This window comes from Halosolutus halophilus, from assembly GCF_022869805.1.
Lineage (GTDB): Archaea > Halobacteriota > Halobacteria > Halobacteriales > Natrialbaceae > Halosolutus > Halosolutus halophilus.
Map to the genome: position 1 here is coordinate 4,599,880 of NZ_CP094974.1, position 17,381 is coordinate 4,617,260.

General features: G+C 63.2%; 18 protein-coding genes. 9 read left to right on the forward strand and 9 right to left on the reverse strand.

Annotated features, from left to right (window positions below; all coding sequences use genetic code 11):
• Positions 1 to 3 precede the first annotated feature (3 nt).
• From MUG98_RS22755 to MUG98_RS25610, 5 genes are all read left to right on the forward strand, one after another.
• On the forward strand, positions 4 to 441 hold the full coding sequence (locus tag MUG98_RS22755) for a NusA-like transcription termination signal-binding factor (RefSeq protein WP_265109694.1): 438 nt from the start codon (positions 4 to 6) through the stop codon (positions 439 to 441).
• Between the two features lie 193 nt (positions 442 to 634).
• On the forward strand, positions 635 to 1,063 hold the full coding sequence (locus tag MUG98_RS22760) for a 30S ribosomal protein S12 (protein ID WP_006671958.1): 429 nt from the start codon (positions 635 to 637) through the stop codon (positions 1,061 to 1,063).
• A 2-nt stretch (positions 1,064 to 1,065) separates the two neighbouring features.
• Positions 1,066 to 1,674, forward strand: coding sequence for a 30S ribosomal protein S7 (locus tag MUG98_RS22765; protein WP_265109695.1), 609 nt, complete (start codon positions 1,066 to 1,068; stop codon positions 1,672 to 1,674).
• A 224-nt stretch (positions 1,675 to 1,898) separates the two neighbouring features.
• Positions 1,899 to 2,468 carry a HalX domain-containing protein gene (locus MUG98_RS22770; protein ID WP_265109696.1) on the forward strand — a complete coding sequence of 190 codons (570 nt, stop codon included), beginning with the start codon at positions 1,899 to 1,901 and terminating at the stop codon, positions 2,466 to 2,468.
• Between the two features lie 207 nt (positions 2,469 to 2,675).
• Complete coding sequence (locus tag MUG98_RS25610) at positions 2,676 to 2,762, forward strand: DUF7503 family protein (RefSeq protein WP_425601101.1); 87 nt, start codon at positions 2,676 to 2,678, stop codon at positions 2,760 to 2,762.
• On the opposite strand, the gene MUG98_RS22775 is transcribed toward MUG98_RS25610, so the two are convergent.
• The 3 genes from MUG98_RS22775 to MUG98_RS22785 all read right to left on the reverse strand — a co-directional run bounded on the left by MUG98_RS22775 (position 2,747) and on the right by MUG98_RS22785 (position 6,627).
• The gene (locus tag MUG98_RS22775) at positions 2,747 to 4,750 is read right to left on the reverse strand and encodes a hypothetical protein (RefSeq protein WP_320443096.1); all 2,004 of its coding nucleotides are present in this window, start codon (positions 4,748 to 4,750) and stop codon (positions 2,747 to 2,749) included. The two genes, MUG98_RS25610 and MUG98_RS22775, sit on opposite strands and share 16 nt — an antisense overlap.
• Before the next feature lie 175 nt (positions 4,751 to 4,925).
• Positions 4,926 to 5,642 carry a DUF7504 family protein gene (locus tag MUG98_RS22780; protein WP_265109698.1) on the reverse strand — a complete coding sequence of 239 codons (717 nt, stop codon included), beginning with the start codon at positions 5,640 to 5,642 and terminating at the stop codon, positions 4,926 to 4,928.
• A gap of 229 nt (positions 5,643 to 5,871) precedes the next feature.
• Positions 5,872 to 6,627 (reverse strand): DUF5781 family protein, encoded by a 756-nt coding sequence (locus tag MUG98_RS22785; RefSeq protein WP_265112509.1) that lies wholly within the window; start codon positions 6,625 to 6,627, stop codon positions 5,872 to 5,874.
• A gap of 306 nt (positions 6,628 to 6,933) precedes the next feature.
• Here MUG98_RS22785 and MUG98_RS22790 point away from each other — a divergent pair, with 306 nt between their 5' ends.
• Positions 6,934 to 9,120, forward strand: a complete 2,187-nt coding sequence (locus tag MUG98_RS22790) for an elongation factor EF-2 (RefSeq protein WP_265109699.1) — start codon at positions 6,934 to 6,936, stop codon at positions 9,118 to 9,120.
• A gap of 157 nt (positions 9,121 to 9,277) precedes the next feature.
• Here MUG98_RS22790 and MUG98_RS22795 read toward each other — a convergent pair whose 3' ends face one another.
• The 3 genes from MUG98_RS22795 to serS all read right to left on the reverse strand — a co-directional run bounded on the left by MUG98_RS22795 (position 9,278) and on the right by serS (position 11,569).
• On the reverse strand, positions 9,278 to 9,727 hold the full coding sequence (locus MUG98_RS22795; RefSeq protein WP_265109700.1) for a MaoC family dehydratase: 450 nt from the start codon (positions 9,725 to 9,727) through the stop codon (positions 9,278 to 9,280).
• A 167-nt stretch (positions 9,728 to 9,894) separates the two neighbouring features.
• Entirely contained in the window at positions 9,895 to 10,041 is a 147-nt protein-coding gene (locus tag MUG98_RS22800) for a hypothetical protein (RefSeq protein ID WP_265109701.1), read from the reverse strand.
• A 148-nt stretch (positions 10,042 to 10,189) separates the two neighbouring features.
• Positions 10,190 to 11,569 (reverse strand): serine--tRNA ligase, encoded by a 1,380-nt coding sequence (serS, locus tag MUG98_RS22805; RefSeq protein WP_265109702.1) that lies wholly within the window; start codon positions 11,567 to 11,569, stop codon positions 10,190 to 10,192.
• Positions 11,570 to 11,807: 238 nt separating this feature from the next.
• Here serS and MUG98_RS22810 point away from each other — a divergent pair, with 238 nt between their 5' ends.
• On the forward strand, positions 11,808 to 13,013 hold the full coding sequence (locus tag MUG98_RS22810; RefSeq protein ID WP_265109703.1) for a potassium channel family protein: 1,206 nt from the start codon (positions 11,808 to 11,810) through the stop codon (positions 13,011 to 13,013).
• A 167-nt stretch (positions 13,014 to 13,180) separates the two neighbouring features.
• Here MUG98_RS22810 and MUG98_RS22815 read toward each other — a convergent pair whose 3' ends face one another.
• The 3 genes from MUG98_RS22815 to MUG98_RS22825 form a co-directional block, all read right to left on the reverse strand.
• On the reverse strand, positions 13,181 to 13,768 hold the full coding sequence (locus MUG98_RS22815) for a magnesium transporter (protein WP_265109704.1): 588 nt from the start codon (positions 13,766 to 13,768) through the stop codon (positions 13,181 to 13,183).
• Entirely contained in the window at positions 13,768 to 14,337 is a 570-nt protein-coding gene (locus tag MUG98_RS22820; RefSeq protein ID WP_265109705.1) for a magnesium transporter, read from the reverse strand. Before MUG98_RS22820 ends, MUG98_RS22815 begins: the two co-directional genes overlap by 1 nt.
• Positions 14,338 to 14,429: 92 nt before the next feature.
• Entirely contained in the window at positions 14,430 to 14,843 is a 414-nt protein-coding gene (locus MUG98_RS22825) for a hypothetical protein (RefSeq protein WP_265109706.1), read from the reverse strand.
• 356 nt (positions 14,844 to 15,199) lie between these two features.
• Here MUG98_RS22825 and MUG98_RS22830 point away from each other — a divergent pair, with 356 nt between their 5' ends.
• Entirely contained in the window at positions 15,200 to 16,135 is a 936-nt protein-coding gene (locus MUG98_RS22830) for a cation diffusion facilitator family transporter (RefSeq protein ID WP_265109707.1), read from the forward strand.
• Positions 16,136 to 16,236: 101 nt separating this feature from the next.
• A complete protein-coding gene (locus MUG98_RS22835; RefSeq protein WP_265109708.1) occupies positions 16,237 to 17,157 on the forward strand; it encodes an MBL fold metallo-hydrolase in 921 nt (306 codons plus the stop codon).
• Positions 17,158 to 17,381 lie beyond the last annotated feature (224 nt).

Consider the following 17,381-nt stretch of genomic DNA (forward strand, 5'->3'; position numbering starts at 1 on the left):
TCGATGGGCGTCCGGCTTACCGACGACGCCCGCCAGTACCTCGCGCTGTTCGAGGACGTGACGGGAGTCAGCGGAACGGACTGCATCGTCGACGATGCGGACGGCGACGGCCCGAATCGACTCCTGATCGTCGTCGCGAGCGATCGGATGGGCGACGCGATCGGCCCCGGCGGCCGGACGGTCCAGCAGTTCGAAGACCGCGTCGACGCACAGGTCCGTCTCGTCGAGGCTGCCGACGATCCCGAGACCTTCGTCGCGAACACGCTCGCACCGGCGGCCGTCTACAACGTCACGATCAGCGAGAACGACGACACCGTCGCCTACGTCGAGGTGGCCGAGGAGGATCACGGCGTCGCGATCGGATCGAACGGCCGAACGATCGACGCTGCGCGCACGCTGGCCGATCGGCACTTCGGGATCAACGACGTGCAGTTGATCTGACGGTCGATCGGTCCACTCGCTTCTTCGTTCGGGAACCTCAGGGCGTCCGAGCGTCGCTAACGTCCGCTGTGGCCGTCGTTCGAATCCGCGAGACGCCCGCAGAGTCGCCGAGCGGCGTATCTAAAGCGTTCTCGTGCCGTAATGGGCAACTCGAAACGGGTCGCTTAAGTGGCTCCGACGGATATCGACGTCCATGGCAAACGGCAAATACGCCGCGCGCAAGCTCAAGAAGGACCGCCAGGAGCAGCGGTGGTCCGACTCGGACTACGCGCGCCGCGCCCGCGGACTTCGCGAGAAGTCCGACCCCCTCGAGGGCGCTCCGCAGGGCCGAGGTATCGTACTCGAAAAGGTCGGCATCGAAGCCAAACAGCCCAACTCGGCGATCCGGAAGTGCGTCCGGGTGCAGCTGATCAAGAACGGGAAGCAGGTCACCGCGTTCTGTCCTGGTGACGGTGCGATCTCGTTCATCGACGAGCACGACGAAGTCACCATCGCCGGAATCGGCGGGGCGAAGGGACGTGCGATGGGCGACCTCTCCGGCGTCAACTACAAGGTCGACAAGGTCAACGGCGTCGCGCTCAAGGAACTGGTCCGCGGGAACGCAGAGAAACCGGTGCGATAACCATGGCTGCAGAAGACCAACCGGATCCTGACGCCCCGGCAGGCGGTGCCGACGTCTCCGCGAAGCTGTTCGGTACGTGGGAGATCGGCGAGATCGAGTACGGCGACCCCTCCACCGAACGCTACATCACGGTGACGCCGATCGCCCACACCGCGGGCCGCCACGCCAGCAAGCAGTTCAAGAAGTCCCAGGTCTCGATCGTCGAGCGGTTCATCAATCGCTTAATGCAGACCGAAGAGAACACGGGCAAGAAACAGCAGTCGCTCAACCACGTCCGCGAGGCGTTCGAACTCGTCAACGAGCGCACCGAGGAGAACCCTATCCAGGTGCTCGTGACCGCCGTCGAGAACGCCGCCCCGCGCGAGGAGACCGTCCGCCTGAAGTACGGTGGCATCTCGGTCCCCAAGGCCGTCGACGTCGCTCCCCAGCGACGGGTCGACCAGGCCCTGAAGTTCCTCGCCGAAGGCGTCTACAACGACTCGTTCAAGACTGCGACGCCCGCTGCAGAAGCGATCGCCAACCAGCTCGTCGGTGCCGCCAACTACGACGTCCAGACGTACGCGATCAGCCAGAAAGAAGAGAAAGAGCGCGTTGCGGCGGCTGCACGCTAACGCGGGATCTGTTTTCGCCTCTTTCAGGACGCCGCTAGTGAATTCGTTAAATCGCCCCCATCCACGATCGCGTCTTTCGAATTCTGCCGTCTAAGGATGGCGGGTCGTACGTCCCAGTCCCTTCTGGATTCGCACGTACACCAGTGTCCGTGTGGTTCGATGTGACACGTTACTCTCCCCTGACCAGATTTAATAGTACCTGCCGACCACTACTGAAACGAGACGTGTTGCTGGAATCTACTGTTCACCTCTTCGTCGTGGATCCCGACCTGTCTCTCGGGAGTCCGGCTGCAGATCACTGTCGGATGGACATGCACATCACCTACGCGAACTTCGACAGATCGATCCTCGAACAGATCGACGAACACTACGATCTACTCGTCCTCGACTGGGGTCTCGATGCACCGGACGCGCGCGGAGTACTGGATACGGTCCGACAGCACGCCCCCGACACTCGGATCCTCGCGCTCACCACTGACGTCCCGGCAACGGATCCGATCGATCGCGGTGCCGACGAGTTTCTCGTCGAACCCGTGACGGACGAAACGCTGTACAGGACGATCGAGCGACTGGCTCTGCAAAAGACATACGAGGAGACGATGAGCGAGTTCTATCGTCTGGCGACCGAACGTGCGTTGCTACAGACCGAACTGGAGTCGGCTGTCGACGCGGCTGATCAATATCAGTCCGTCACCCGGGAACTGGACGAGTGTCGCGAGCGTGCAGCAGCGATTCGCGACGAGTTGTCGAGCGACGAGTTCGATCGAGCGTTGCGGCAATTGCTCGACGACTGATCGATTGGTCTGCAACTTTCCCTCTGAAGCAGCCACGTACCAGTTTGAGCGCCTGTATTAGTATTCTATACGTTTCGCCCGATTAAATCAGAGAATAATACTATGATTGCTATCTATGATATATTAAAATAAATTCATTACGAGGGCGTTCCATGGGTCAGGTGTACCATGACGGACCTAACCGAATACCTGACGAATCACCCGCGAATGATCGGCGTCCTGTTCACGATTACGGTGCTCCTGTCGAATACGGGTACCGTTGCAGCGTCGAACAGTGCTTATTTCGGCCCTTGAATTCCAAGCCGTTTCTGTAGAAATTCCTCGCTCCAAGTCACTTCTCCATCAAATACGATCGGAATACTGTCAATGCATAGGAAATCTAATAATTGTGTGGTCGTTACTGGGATGTTCTCCGTTTCTCCGGGGAAGAGGTAATGAGAAGTGATCGGTTCTAAATGCGGAATAAATAGCCCGCCTGTCCCATTGGAACCTATGTAAGTCTCTATTTCGACCTTCCACTCCCCGTCTTTTTGCGCCACCGAACAGACCTCTGGAACTCCTGTTTTCGACTGAGCTATCGTCGTCGTCCCATCTCCGACGAGGTAATATTGTTCAGCGATCACACTTTTCTTTCGAGCGATATCCAGCGCAGCATAAAGCGGGTACCCCTGGTTCAGCAACCGTGCGATCGTCTTCCCAACGCTAACGGCGCCACTGTTGACGACGTCGGTGAGCGTTACGATCCCGCCGATGCTGCCTTTTTCTACCAAATACAGCCCCTGGTCGTGCGACTGGCACGCGTTGAGCAAGAAGGCCTTCGGTCCGACGGTTTCGATCGATTTGGCGTCGAATTTACCGTTCGAACACTGAAATCCGTCCGTATCGATGTGACCGATGTAATGACAAAAATCGCTCTCGTGCGTGAGAACGCGTTCGAACTCGTCCTTCGTGAGGTTGTGATGAATTGTCACGTCGAACGGAAGTTCTTCGTGATTTCCGTAGAGTTCGTTTACCGTTTCGAGTTCTTCGTTCATCTCCGAGTCGTTACAGACGACGTCGATCGCGATCGGGCCGTCTTTCGGCGTCCGTCCGATGTCGTTGTGAAACGCCGCCAACGGGGTCGTACTCGTGATCGGAGACGAGTTTGTCCCGCTCCACCGCTGTCGGATCGTCGGAATCGTCGACCCACCACGAGGGTAAGCACGGGTGTTCGTTCCCCTGATCGAACGTTCACTCCGGCTACTCCCTCCTCGCGTAAACGCTTCGATCGCTTGCGTCTGGGTCTCGACCTGTGGCTTTTCGCTCCGATTTTCATCGCTCTCGCCGATTTTCACGATCGAGAGGTCGTCAGCGATGAACGGGAGAAATTCGACCGCCTCGTTCGGAGAATCGATCTGCGTTTCGAGTTGCCATTTCGGGAGATGTGGCTCCAACGAGGCGAACGGAATCTCGAGGAACATCTCGACCTGTTCGGCGAGCGGGTGTTCGTACGCTTCTGCAGGGTCGAAATCGAGAACCGGTTCGACGGCTTGCCGTTCGTGGAGGGAAAGCGGCGTCATTCCCTCGGTTCGAACGACGCAATCGAGCAAGAACAACTGCTTTAGCGCTCGTTCGACGGTCGATTCGAACTCGCCGTTCTTCTCGAGTTGATGTGTATACCCTGTGTCAGTTACGAGCTTCGGATCCGGTCCGGGTGTTACGGACGCTCCGAGATAGTATGCAAGCGGCGTAACGACGAACACGCGGCCCAGTTCCGGGGGCACCTCGATTCGGATACCGGTCCGGGGTCGGTCGATCGCTGCTGGTATGTGCAACTCGTCTCCCAGTTCGAGTGCTGGCGGATGACCGCGAAGTGTTGGATACGATCGTTCCGGTGTCGTCGTTTTGAGGGCCGAGCCGAACGCCGAGACTGCTGTCATTACGTCCGCCGGGTCCCTCGTCGTAGTGATCGTCTCTGCAGGGCGCGTGTGATACGACCGTGCGCCGATGATCGTCGACGTCGGATCTTCGAACGAAATATACGTTCGATTCATATCAGAGTAGATGTGGATCCCACTGTTTGACTGCACGTACACTTTCATCGACGTAGACAGGTCGAGGGTGTATTCGCCCCGCGGGAACGACTGCTGTTCGTTGGGTTGTACTTCGCCCAGCATCGAGCCGCCTCCAGTCCGAATATACACCGTCTCCTTCGTCGAGAGTGTGAGCATATCGGTCGTGATCTCGACAGCCGCATCGATCGGATATCGGATCCGATCGCAGTCGACGGGTTCGGGTGTCACCGGCCCGTGCGTCGTAAGCCGGTACCGATGCCGTTCGATCGGATCGATGATTTCGAGGCCGTCCTCGATCGGTTCGAATTTCGGTTTCATTGGAGTGAGGAGTCGAAGTGTAGAGCGGCAGTCGGGAACCGTTCGTCGAACTATCCAAATCGGATGGCCGCCGGTGAAATAGCTGTTACGCCTCGGGCGAGGTGAGCCACCCGGAACAGTGGCCGGTGTCCGGAAGGGACCATCGCTCCTGGGGACGGCCGTTCCGGTCCCGGAGTTCGACCAGGACGTCGAACAGCGGTTTCAGAACCGGGACGACGCTGGTGTCTGGCTCTACGGGGAGCCGGTAGTGGACCATTCCGTCGACGTCTTTCACGCGTCCGCTGGTCAGGTGGACGAACTTGAACACCTGTTCGGTGCTGTAGTCCTCGAGCAGCGGGAGCAGCGAGTCGACGCCGACCCGGAGTTCGCTGGGTTCGAGTCCGTCGACGTCGGTTTCGAAGCTCTCGATCGCGCCCGAGATGGCGATGCCGAGGTCGACGAGCGTTTCCACGGTGGCCGCGTTACCGTCGTCGATCGCCGGCGTGGTGTGCCCGTCGCCGCCCGATTCCTGTGCGACGGCGCTACGCGTCTGGCTCTCGTAGTGGACGATCCGGTGCGGGTCCGAGGAGAATGGCTCGTCGACGAGCGAGCGGTGGTGGCCGTCGCTGTTCGTCGAGACCAGCACGCGGCGACGAACCCGATCGGACGCGTGACCCAGCAGGCGTCGAGCGGACCGTCGTTGATGTTCGGGGTGGACGGAGCCGACGACGAGGACGCTCGCGCCCTGCCGTTTCAACCGTGACAACTCTTCGGTAAACGAATCGTCGGCCGGCTCCTGCTGGCGGTCCTTGGCCGAGAACATCAATTGTATGTTCCAACTGTTGTCCGTGTCAAACATTAAACGTTCTGGTCGAACAGGACGAGGAGCGAGCGACTCGGGGTGACCGGAGTTTTCGAGGGTTCGAGCGGTGGTGAACCGTGAATCGATCGCATCGTTGCAGAGGCGTATCGATCACGCAAAACCGGCACCGTTGCGGAGGCGTATCGATCCCGTAGAACCGTTCCACACCGGATGCGTCCAGAACTGATCGCTAATCGGCCGCGGGTTCCGCACCGCTGACGTAGGACCGGGTCGCCTCGACGAGCACTTGCCGGTAGCTACTCGTATCGGGATCGCGCGCGAGTTCCCGGAACCGGCGTTTGAACTCCCCGAACGGGACCTGTGGTGCGTCCATCGATGCCGCGTGTGCGATGTCGTACAGTCGGTGGCCGTCGCCGACGAGGTCGTGACGCTCCGCGAGTGCCAGCGCGAACGCCGCGTTCACGGCCGTGATCTCGGGATCGGCACTCGGCGAGATCCGCTCGAGACCCGGTCGCGGCGGCGGACCGGGCCGATCGGCGACTGCTGCCGCGAGACTCGATTCGAGAAAGGAGAGGAGTTTCTCGCCGGGGCCCACCGAGAGGGTGATGTCGTCGGCGTAGATGTCTTTCATGTGGTTGGCGATCTGGTAGCAGTGGGTGAGTTTGCGCCGTTCGACGGATTTGCCTGCGAGCGCGAGATAGAGAGCCTCTTCGGTCGACTGGGTGTGGGACGGGTGTTCCTGTTCGTACCTGGCCATGTGGGCGAACTCGTGGAGTACCAGTTCCGGGGCCATCGCCGAGGAGGCGGCCTGTCGCGAGATGTTCAGGACGTGGCGATCGTCGTAGTGGCCGGCCCAGGTGCGTTCGTCGGGATCGTCCCGCAACTGGACCTCGACCGGGAGCGAGAGGTCGTGTTCGGTTTCGAAGCGGTCCCGGGCGCTGAGAAACGGTGCGGTCGGCCCCGGTCCCTGAACGTGGACATCCATGCGTACCGATACCATGTCCCCTCGAAGTATGTCTCTTACGCCCGGTATCGACGACCGCGACAGGATCGGCGATCGCCCGCACCGGTCCGGACGATCGTCCCGGAAGACCGATCGAGCGGCGACGATCGGTGCGATCGGGGACCGACCGGCGTCTGTCGCCCGCCGACGCCCGATCGGGCCCCGCCTCGATGCGTGGTATTCACTCACGCAAATTGGAAATTCCGGCGCCCCAACGGGGAAATTCGGCGGATTCGACTCGCGACGAAACACTACCCTTTTGACCCCGCTACCGGTAATGGGGGGTATATGGGCCGACGCAAGAAGATCGTCCAAGAGTGTGAACGGTTGATGGACGAACCGGAGAACATCCGGAACATCGCCATCGCCGCTCACGTCGACCACGGAAAAACGACACTTTCTGACAACCTCCTCGCCGGGGCCGGCATGATCTCCGACGAGACCGCCGGCGAGCAGCTGGCGATGGACACGGAGGAAGACGAACAGGAACGCGGGATCACGATCGACGCGGCGAACGTGTCGATGACCCACGAGTACGAGGGGACCAACCACCTCATCAACCTCATCGACACGCCGGGCCACGTCGACTTCGGTGGCGACGTGACCCGTGCGATGCGCGCCGTCGACGGCGCGCTCGTCGTCGTCGACGCCGTCGAAGGGGCGATGCCCCAGACCGAGACGGTGCTTCGCCAGGCGCTGCGTGAGGGCGTCAAGCCGACCCTGTTCATCAACAAGGTCGACCGCCTCATCTCGGAACTCCAGGAAGGGCCCCAGGAGATGCAGGAGCGCCTCCTCTCGGTCATCCACGACGTCAACGAACTCATTCGCGGGATGACCAAGGAACGAGACGACGTCGACGACTGGACTGTCTCCGTCGAGGACGGGACCGTCGGCTTCGGTTCCGCACTGTACAAGTGGGGCGTCTCGATGCCGTCGATGCAACGCACCGGCATGGACTTCGGCGACATCATGGAACTCGAGCGGTCGGGCAAGCGCCAGGAACTCCACGAGCGCACGCCGCTGTCGGACGTCGTGCTCGACATGGTCTGTGAGCACTTCCCGAACCCCGTCGACGCCCAGCCCCGTCGTATTCCGCGGATCTGGCGCGGTGACGACGAGTCCGAACTCGCCGAGTCGATGCGTCTGGTCGACGAGTCCGGGGAGGTCGTCCTGATGGTCACCGACATCGCGATGGACCCCCACGCGGGCGAAGTCGCCTCCGGTCGCGTCTTCTCGGGTACCCTCGAGAAGGGCCAGGAACTCTACGTTTCCGGGACCGCGGGCAAGAACCGCGTCCAGTCCGTCGGCATCTACATGGGTGGCGAGCGCGAGGAAGTCGAAGCAGTTCCAGCGGGGAACATCGCCGCCGTCACCGGCCTCAAGGACGCCATCGCCGGCTCGACGGTGTCGAGCGTCGAGATGACCCCCTTCGAGTCGATCGAACACATCTCCGAGCCGGTCATCACGAAGGCCGTCGAGGCCCAGAACATGGACGATCTGCCGAAGCTCATCGAGACGCTGCGACAAGTGTCCAAGGAGGACCCCACGATCCAGATCGAGATCAACGAGGACACCGGCGAGCACCTGATCTCCGGACAGGGTGAACTCCACCTCGAGGTCATCACCCAGCGTATCGAGAAGAATCAGGGCATTCCGGTCAACACCGGCGAACCGATCGTCGTCTACCGCGAGCAGCCCCAGGAACCGAGCGATCAGGTCGAGGGCATCTCGCCCAACCGCCACAACCGCTTCTACATCTCCATCGAGCCGATGTCGGACGAACTCGTCGAGACGATCCAGCTCGGCGAGGCGTCGATGGACATGCCCGAGCAGGAGCGCCGCGAGGCCCTGCAGGAGGCCGGCATGGACAAGGATACGTCCCAGAACGTCGAGCACATGCACGGGACGAACATCCTCATCGACGACACGAAGGGGATCCAGCACTTGAACGAGACGATGGAACTCGTCATCGAGGGGCTCGAGGAAGCGCTCGACAACGGCCCGCTCGCCAACGAGCCGGTCCAGGGGACGCTCATCCGCCTGCACGACGCCCGACTGCACGAGGACACCATCCACCGCGGTCCGGCACAGGTCATCCCCGCCACGCGTGAAGCCGTCCACAAGGCCCTGATCGACGGCAAGATCAAGATGCTCGAGCCGATGCAGGACGTCCGCATCGACGTGCCAAACGACCACATGGGTGCCGCCTCCGGCGAGATCCAGGGTCGTCGTGGCCGCGTCGACGACATGTACCAGGAAGGAGACCTCATGGTCGTCGAGGGTATCGCGCCCGTCGGCGAGATGATCGGCTTCGCGAGCGACATCCGCTCCGCGACCGAGGGTCGTGCCTCCTGGAACACCGAGAACGCCGGCTTCGAGGTCATGTCCGACTCGCTCCAGCGCGAGAAGATCATGGAGATCCGCGAGCGCAAGGGCATGAAGCTCGAACTGCCGCCGTCGATCGACTACATCTAACGGCCTCTTTTCCTCTCGGGCTCGCTTCGCTCACTCTTGAGCAAAAAATCACGATCAAAAAAGCCGCTCGTGCATTCGTACGGCGGACGCACTCGCGGGTGCAAGCGGTGTATTCCACCGCGTCTCGACGCTCTTATGAGTACCAGCAACGAGTCCGTCACTCGGCCGAGTCCCGCCGCTCCATCATCCCCAGCGCGCAGTAGGAGATGACCGGTTCGTCGCGCTGATTGTGTCCGATCGTCTCCATCGTCACGTTTCCGATCGACGGATACGTCTCGTTTGGTTCTTTCCCGACGACCTCGGTCTCGACCGAGAGCGTGTCGCCCGGCCGGAGCGGCTGAATCCACCGGAGGTCGTCGACGCCGCGTGCGCCCGCGAACTGGCGATCGTCCATGTGCTTTACGTTCTGGCGCATACACAGGCAGGCGGTCTGCCAGCCGCTGGCGACCAGTCCGCCCAGGAAGGAGTCCTTCGCGGCGTCTTCGTCCAGGTGAAACGGCTGCGGGTCGTACTTCTCCGCGAACTCGATGATTTCGTCCTTCGAGATCTCGTAGCTCCCGCAGTCGATCGTCTCTCCGATCTCGACGTCCTCGTAGTAGCGGGTCATATTCGAGGACGGTCGTCGATCGATATAAACGATACTGTCGGCCGAGACGCGACCCGATACTGTCGGCTGTATTTGCCCACGTCCGGTCCGCCGCAAACGCAGCGGGTCCCGTGATCGGGGAACGGAATCGGTGTGGACTGGTTCCCCGCGAGCCGTGACGCCGCCGTTCACGCCGCGAGAACCCTGGCGAAAAACGGGAACATCGCCCCGTACGCGACGAGCGCGAGCCACCACGGAAACAGGAGCATGGCCCCGAGAGCGAACAGGAGGCCGACGATCGAGGCGATTAGTTTCTGCCGAACATCGAGATACATAACGAGATTTCTCGGGAAGAATTCATAACCGTTTCGACGAACTATACTCGAAACGGACGTTCCTCCTGCAGTCCGTTCGGTACCCGACGTGCTCCTCGTTTCGCCGATCGCGAGCGGTCGCTTCGGGATCGGGATGGGGTCCGGCTCGTTACTCCCGATCGCCCGCACCGAGCGCGGCCTCGCCGACCTTCTCGTGGCCCTCGATGACCTCCTGGCCGTCCATGTACGGCCGGAGGGCCTCGGGGATCGTGACGGTGCCGTCCTCGTTCTGGTAGTACTCGAGGATCGCGACCATCACGCGCGGCAGCGCGAGCCCCGAGGCGTTCAGGGTGTGGAGGTACTCGGCCGATTCGTGGCGCTCGGGACGGTAGCGCAGGCCGGCGCGGCGGGCCTGGAAGTCCTCGAAGTTCGAGGCCGACGAGACCTCGAGCCAGCGGCCGCCTTCCTCCGGGCCGTCCTCCATGTCGTCGCCGGGAGCCCAGACCTCGATGTCGTAGGTCTTCGCGCTCGCGAAGGTCAAATCTCCGGTACAGAGTTCGAGGATCCGGTAGGGGAGATCGAGTTGCCGGAGGACCTCTTCGGCCTCGTCGAGCAGCCCTTCGAGGCGGTCGTAGCTCTCTTCGGGTTCGACGAAGTTGACGAGTTCGACCTTGTTGAACTGGTGGACGCGGACGATCCCCCGCGTCTCGGTGCCGTGCTCGCCGGCCTCGCGCCGGAAGTTGGGGGTGTAGGCCTGGTGTTTCAGCGGGAGGTCGTCCGTGAGGAGGATGTCGTCGGCGTACATGTTGGTGACGGGCACCTCCGCGGTGGGACAGAGCCAGAGGTCGTCGTCCTCGTAGTCCTCCTCGTTGCTGCCGCCGAGCCGGTAGGCGTCGTCGGTGAACTTGGGGAACTGGCCGGTGCCGCGCATGGCCTCGCTCTTGACCGGTACCGGCGGGAAGAGGTCGACGTAGCCCTGTTCGCGGTGGACGTCCATCATGAACTGGATCAGGGCGTGCTCGAGGCGGGCCCCGTCGCCCTTGAGGAAGTAGAAGCCGGCGCCGGTCGTCTTCGCCCCGCGTCCCTCGTCGATGACGTCCAGTTCCTCGCCGAGGTCGTAGTGGGGCGTCACGGCGTCGGGCAGGTCGCGCAGGTCGTCGAATCCCCAGCGCCGATCCTCGACGTTGTGGCGCTCGTCGACCCCAAGCGGGACGCTCTCGTGGGGTATCTGGGGCACCTCGAGCATGCGCCGATCGAGTTCGTCCTTGCAATCGGCGGCCTCGGTCTCGATCTCCTCGATCTCCGATTTGAGTTCCTTCGATCGGTCGATCGCCTCCTCTCGTTCGTCGTCTTTCCCTTCGGCGACCAGTTTCCCGATCCGTTCGGTGATCTGGTTGCGTTCGTGGCGCAGTTCGTCGCCGCGGGCCTTCAGTCCCCGCCAGCGTTCGTCGAGATCGAGTAGTTCGTCGAGGTCGACGTCGGTGCCCCGGTTCTCGAGGGCGTCGCGTACCTCGTCGGGATGCTCGCGGAGGTAGGTCCGATCGATCATTGCTCGTCCGTTCTTTGCGCCCGTCCAAAACCGTGTCGGAAGCCGCCGTCCTCGCGGGTCACGAACCGCCCGCCACTGCCCGGTTCAGGCGCCGCGTGTTTCACAACGCTCGTCCCGTCCCGAAAGCGGATGGGTTTCGAGGTGCCTTCGGTGCTACCAAACGAGTGGACACGCGTCTCCGAAAGACGGCCGATCGGTCCGGGAAACGCTTTTTTGCCGAGCGGGGCTCAGGTAGAGTATGGATCCGCTCGAGGGCGAGGCGTCGGTACCGATCGAGTACGAGCCCGTCAACGTCAAGGACGTGCTCGTCGAGATGAAGGACACGGCGGAGCTGTTGATCGACCTCTCCTATTCGGCCGTCCTCCACTCGAGCGAGGACATCGCGACGGAGGTCCTGCGCCTCGAAGAGCAGATGAACGTCCTCGAGATGCGGGCGCGAATGGGGCTGATGATGGCGACGCGAAGCCCGGACGACGCCGAGCGGCTCGCGCCGGTGCTCGGGATCGTCGCCGCCGCCGACGCGATCAGCGACGCCGCCGGCGACATCGCGAAGGTCGTCCTCGAGGACATCGGTCTCCCGGAGGCGATGCGGGCGGCACTACCCGACGCCGTGGAGACGCTCGTCCGCGGGGTCGTCGACGCCGACTCGCTGTACGCCGATCGGACGCTCCAAGACATCGACCTCGAATCGGAGACGGGGGTACGCGTGATCGCACTCCGGAGGGGTGACGACTGGCTGTTGAACCCCGGGCCGACGACCACCATCAGGCCCGACGATGCGGCGCTGCTGCGGGGACCGGACGTCGCGATCGGCGACGTCTTCGAGACGCTGACCGGGGCGGCCTACGAGCCCCCGACCGCGGCGGCCTCGGACATCGAGGACTTAGAGCGCGCGGTGGACACGATCGTCCACATGAAGAACCTCTCCGAACTGGCGGTCGACCTGGCCTACAGCGCCGTCCTGTTCGACAGCGAGGCCCTGGCCGAGGAGGTCCGGAACCTCGAGGTCGAGGTCGACGCGCTCGAATCGCGGTTCGAGGCCTGGACGCTCCGGGCGGCCGGGGACACGTCGGACCCGGTAGCCCTCCGCGGATTGATTCACCTGGGCAACTCGACGGAGGTCATCAGTGACGCGGCGGTCGACATCAGCGAGGGAGTCCTCCGGAACATCGAGGTCCACCCCGTCGTCGGGATGGCCGTCGAGGAGAGCGACGAGATCATCACGCACGTTACGGTCGAGGCCGGCAGCGACCTCGACGGCACGCCGATCGTCGACGGCCTGCCGGACACCGAGACGACGATGTCGGTGATCGCCATCCGCCGGCCCGGCGAGGGGTGGCTGCTGGTCGGCGACGCGGACGCCGAGGTACAGGGCGGCGACGTACTCATATCGAAGGGGACCCGGACGGCAGCGGCGGCGTTCGAGGAACTGGCCCGGGCCTGATCGGGACGCACGCGGTCTCTCGACGAAGTCCGATCGCTCGCCGACCTCGAAGCCCGCCGGACGAGCACGCGGAATCCTTCGGAGGCGGCCTTTTCGCGTCGAAGTTTTTGACGGGTTCGACCGGGTGAACGACGCGAGCGAGGGAGGTCCTCGTGAAAACGTACGTCTCAAAACCCGAGCACGAGTGCCGAGATGCCGATGAAGATGACCATTCCGAAGACGTCGACGACGTTCGTGACGATCGGGATCGTCGTGTCGTCGGGGTCGATCCCCAGCCGATAGGAGCCGTAGGTCGCGAGAAAGCTGCAGACGATCGCGATGACGGCGAGCGAGAGACCGCTGCCGAGCGAGATGACGAGCAGCGTCGACAGGCCGATCGGCGTCCCGATGACCGGTCCGAGCAGCCACGCGCCGATCGCGAGGGCGGTGAAGATGGTCGCGGCGAGCGCCAGGATCGCGGCGACGTTGGCCCACAGTTCCCGGTTCCGCGGGTCGAACGTCGTCGTCCCCAGGTGGAGGCGGGTCGAGAGGCGGGCGCTCAGGATCGCGCCGAGATTCCCGCCCGTCCCGACCATCGTCGGGACCATGATGGCGAGGACGGCGTACCGTTCGAGCAACTCCTCGGCCCCCTCGAGCGTGATGCCCGCCCAGAGGACGATGACCGAGAGGACCACGAGCAGCGGAAACTGGCTGCGAACGATCCGTTTCCAGTTCCACGTCCCCAGCGACTCCCGGGGGCCGCGGGACCCGGCCATCAGACGATCACCTCGACCAGCCTGATCGAGAACAGCATGAACAGCATTCCGAAGATGTCCCCGAGCGTGGTGACGATCGGGCCGACGAGGTTGTCGGGATCGTAGCCGGACGTGTAGCCGGCGAAGATCAACGCGAGCAGTCCGAAGATCAGCACGACCGAGGTCAACACGCCGGCGATCACCATGATACCGACGAGTTCGTACAGGGCGGCTACCTCCCAGCCCAGCACCAGCAACGCGAGCCACGTGATGACGCCGATGACGATCGAGATCCCGATCGCGTTGACGAACGAGGCGACGACCGCGTTGACGAGTCGATCGTTCCACTCGAATCGCGGCTCGAGCAGCCCCTGGTGGAGTCCGCTGGAGATCCGCCCGCCGAGCGCGGCGTAGACGTTCCCGCGAGTCGCGAGAAAGACCGGCACCATCACGAGCAGGCCCGGAAAGCGCGCGACGCTTTCGACGATGCCCTCGAGAACGAGGCCGGAGAAGAGACCGCCGCCGAGCGCGATCACGAGAACGGGGAGCGCTTCGCGATAGATCGACCAGAAGTCGCTCCGGACACCCATACCAGTACCTTTCGAAGTCACCTGTTAAAATTACCGGGAAGCGGGCGTTGTGGCGATCCTGGGCCCTGCACGCGAACGGTCGAACGCGTTCCTCACCGACGCGGCGACAGCCCGGAGTCCTCCCGTCGCTCCCGCTCGAGGGTGTGACAGCCGTCGACTAGTCGCTCGGGGAGCCGATCGGCGTTCTCCCGGACGGACTCGACGACGACTGCGACCTCGTCGAACCGGGGACCGCGAGCCGCGCGAAACGGGTCGGACTCCCACCGGACGTAGCCCGACTCGGCCAACAGTGGCAGGTGGTGATGGAACAACTCGACGGTCAACGTCTCGCGGTCGACGCTGCGATTCGGATCGGCCGCGGCGTCGGGAAGGGTAATCCATCCGTCGATCGACGCCTCGAGGAGTGAGAGGACGAGTTGCCGTCGCGGCTCGGCTCGCAGTGCGTCGAACACGTCGTTCCATCGGTCGACGGCCCGGTACGCGGTCGGAGGACTTCGGTTCGCCATGGGTCGTCATCCATCGGCTGTGACATAACGGTTGTGGTAGTATAACACACCCCAAGAGCTCGAACCGCCGAGCGAGGGTCGGGTTGTTGTGCGCTCGGTGCCAGTGAACCGATCTTCGTGTCGGGCGCACAGCCGTCGTGCGATCGGGTGTGCAGTGACGCCCGGATACGGAGCCGTTCACGCGGGCCGGCAATGAGCACTGCGAAAGCTACCGATCGAATCGTGAGTTGATGCGCTCTCGATCACGCACCTCGAATCGATCGATGCCACCGACTGCGTCGGGGGTACCCTGGCTCGCAACTGCACGCCGTTGAAAAAGGAAAAGACCCAAGGTTAGACTCCATCTAAACCGGACAATGGCGGACACTGTGGCCGGGGACGGCGGCCGGGGCGGATTCGCGCGAGCGGCGTGGGTCAACGTCCTCGGCAACGTCGTGAAGATCGTCGCCGAGGGTGCGGCGGGGTACGTTTTCGGAAGCGTCGCTCTGCTCGCCGACGCAGCGCACTCCCTCGCGGATCTCGTCGCCAGCGTCGTCGTTCTCGTCTGGGGGCGGAGCGCGTTCGACGAACCCGACGATACGCACCCGCACGGTCACGATCGGATCGAACCCCTGACGGCGCTATTCGTCGGTGCCGTCATCGCGCTCCTCGGGTTGAACCTGCTCTACCGGTCCGTCGAGGGATTGCTGTACGGAACCGACATCGAGTTCAACACGTTGCTCCTCGCAGCGCTCGGGTTCGCGATCGTCGACATGTACCTCGTCTACCGCTACACCGTCCGGATCAACGATCGCCTGCAGTCGACCGCACTCGCGGCACTCGCGACGGACTGCCTCAACGACATCTACACTTCGGTCGCCGCCATCGTCGGCGTCCTCGGCGTGCTGGCGGGGTTCCCGGTGCTCGATCCGATCGCCGGCGCGCTCGTCAGCCTGCTCGTGGTCTACCAGGGCGTCGAGATCGGTAGCGAGAACGTCGACTACCTGATCGGTGCGGCCCCGTCAGCCGCGAAGCGCACGGAGATCACGGCTGCGCTCCGGGACCATCCCGACGTCCGGGGCGTCCACGATCTGGCGGTCTTCTACGACGGCACCGTCCTCGAGGTCGAGGTCCACGTCGAGGTCGAGGGCGACATGCCGTTCCGGCAGGCCCACGACGTCGAGTCCGAACTGGTGAGCCGTCTGCGTGCGATCGACGACGTCGGCGACGCCCACGTTCACCTCGATCCCTCGGGCATCGGCGAGTGGAAGGACGGGCGCGATCGATTCGACGAACGGATCGACGACGGGTGACGATCCGACGCCCGCGCACGACAGTCGATGCAGGCGCTGGCCAACCCCGCCGGCGATCGACGTCGACACCTTTTATCACGTCGCGCGAGTGGCTATTCGGTATGGAAGTCGGAGACGTTCGCGAGGTTACGGCGGGGAACTGTTCGGACCTGTACTACGTCGACACCGGGATGTACGACACGAGCGAGTACGGCGCGGTCTATATCCTCGACGACGATCGACCCGCCGTCGTCGAGACCGGGCTGGGGACCAACCACGGACTGATCCTCGACGCGCTCGAGGAGGTCGGGATCGATCGGACGGACCTCGAGGTCGTCGCGGTCACGCACATCCACCTCGATCACGCCGGCGGAGCGGGCTTTCTGGCCGACCGGTGCCCGAACGCCGACATCTACGTGCCCGCCGCCGGTGCCGATCTGCTCGTCGATCCGTCGCGACTGGTCGCGGGAACGAAAGCCGCCGTCGGCGATCAGTGGGAGTTCTACGCGGACCCGGAGCCGATCCCCGAGGATCGGGTCGTCGAGATCGAGGACGGTGAGACGATCGATCTCGGCGAACACGAACTGCACGTTCACGAGGCACCGGGCCACGCGTTCCACCAGGTCGTCTTCGAAGATCCCGCGAACGACGCGGTCTTCACCGGCGACGCGGCCGGAATCTGGGTTCCCGAAACGGCGGAGATCAGGGAGACGACGCCGCCGTCGAACTTCGATCTCGAGGAGTGTCTCGACGACCTCGAGACGCTCGCGGAGATCGATCCCCAGGTCCTGCTGTACACCCACTTCGGCCCGCGCGAGGTCGGCGACGACCTCGATCGAGTCCTCGACGAGTACGCGACGGTGCTCAGTGACTGGGTGGCCTCAGTCGAGGAGACGCGGGCGGAACTCGAGGACGACGAGGCCGCGGTCGACCACTTCAGGGAGACCGCCGAGATGGTCGACGTCTGGGGCGAGCGCAAGGCCCGCGCGGAGGCGGCGATGAACGCCCGCGGCGTCCTCGGATACCTCGATCACCGCGATTGAGACCCACCCCCGATCGACGCGTTCTATAACTGTCACTGAATAGTTATGTATTCGTAACTATCGAACGAATGTTATGAAACGACGGAAATCCTCCCCGAATCGAAAACTGCGGTGACGGCCGTCGAATCGAGTGGTTGCGTGGCTTGCTATCATTCGATGCGCGCGACGAATCGTCGCGTCTGAGATCCCCTGAGGTGGGCGGATCGGACCTTGCAGGGCCTGAA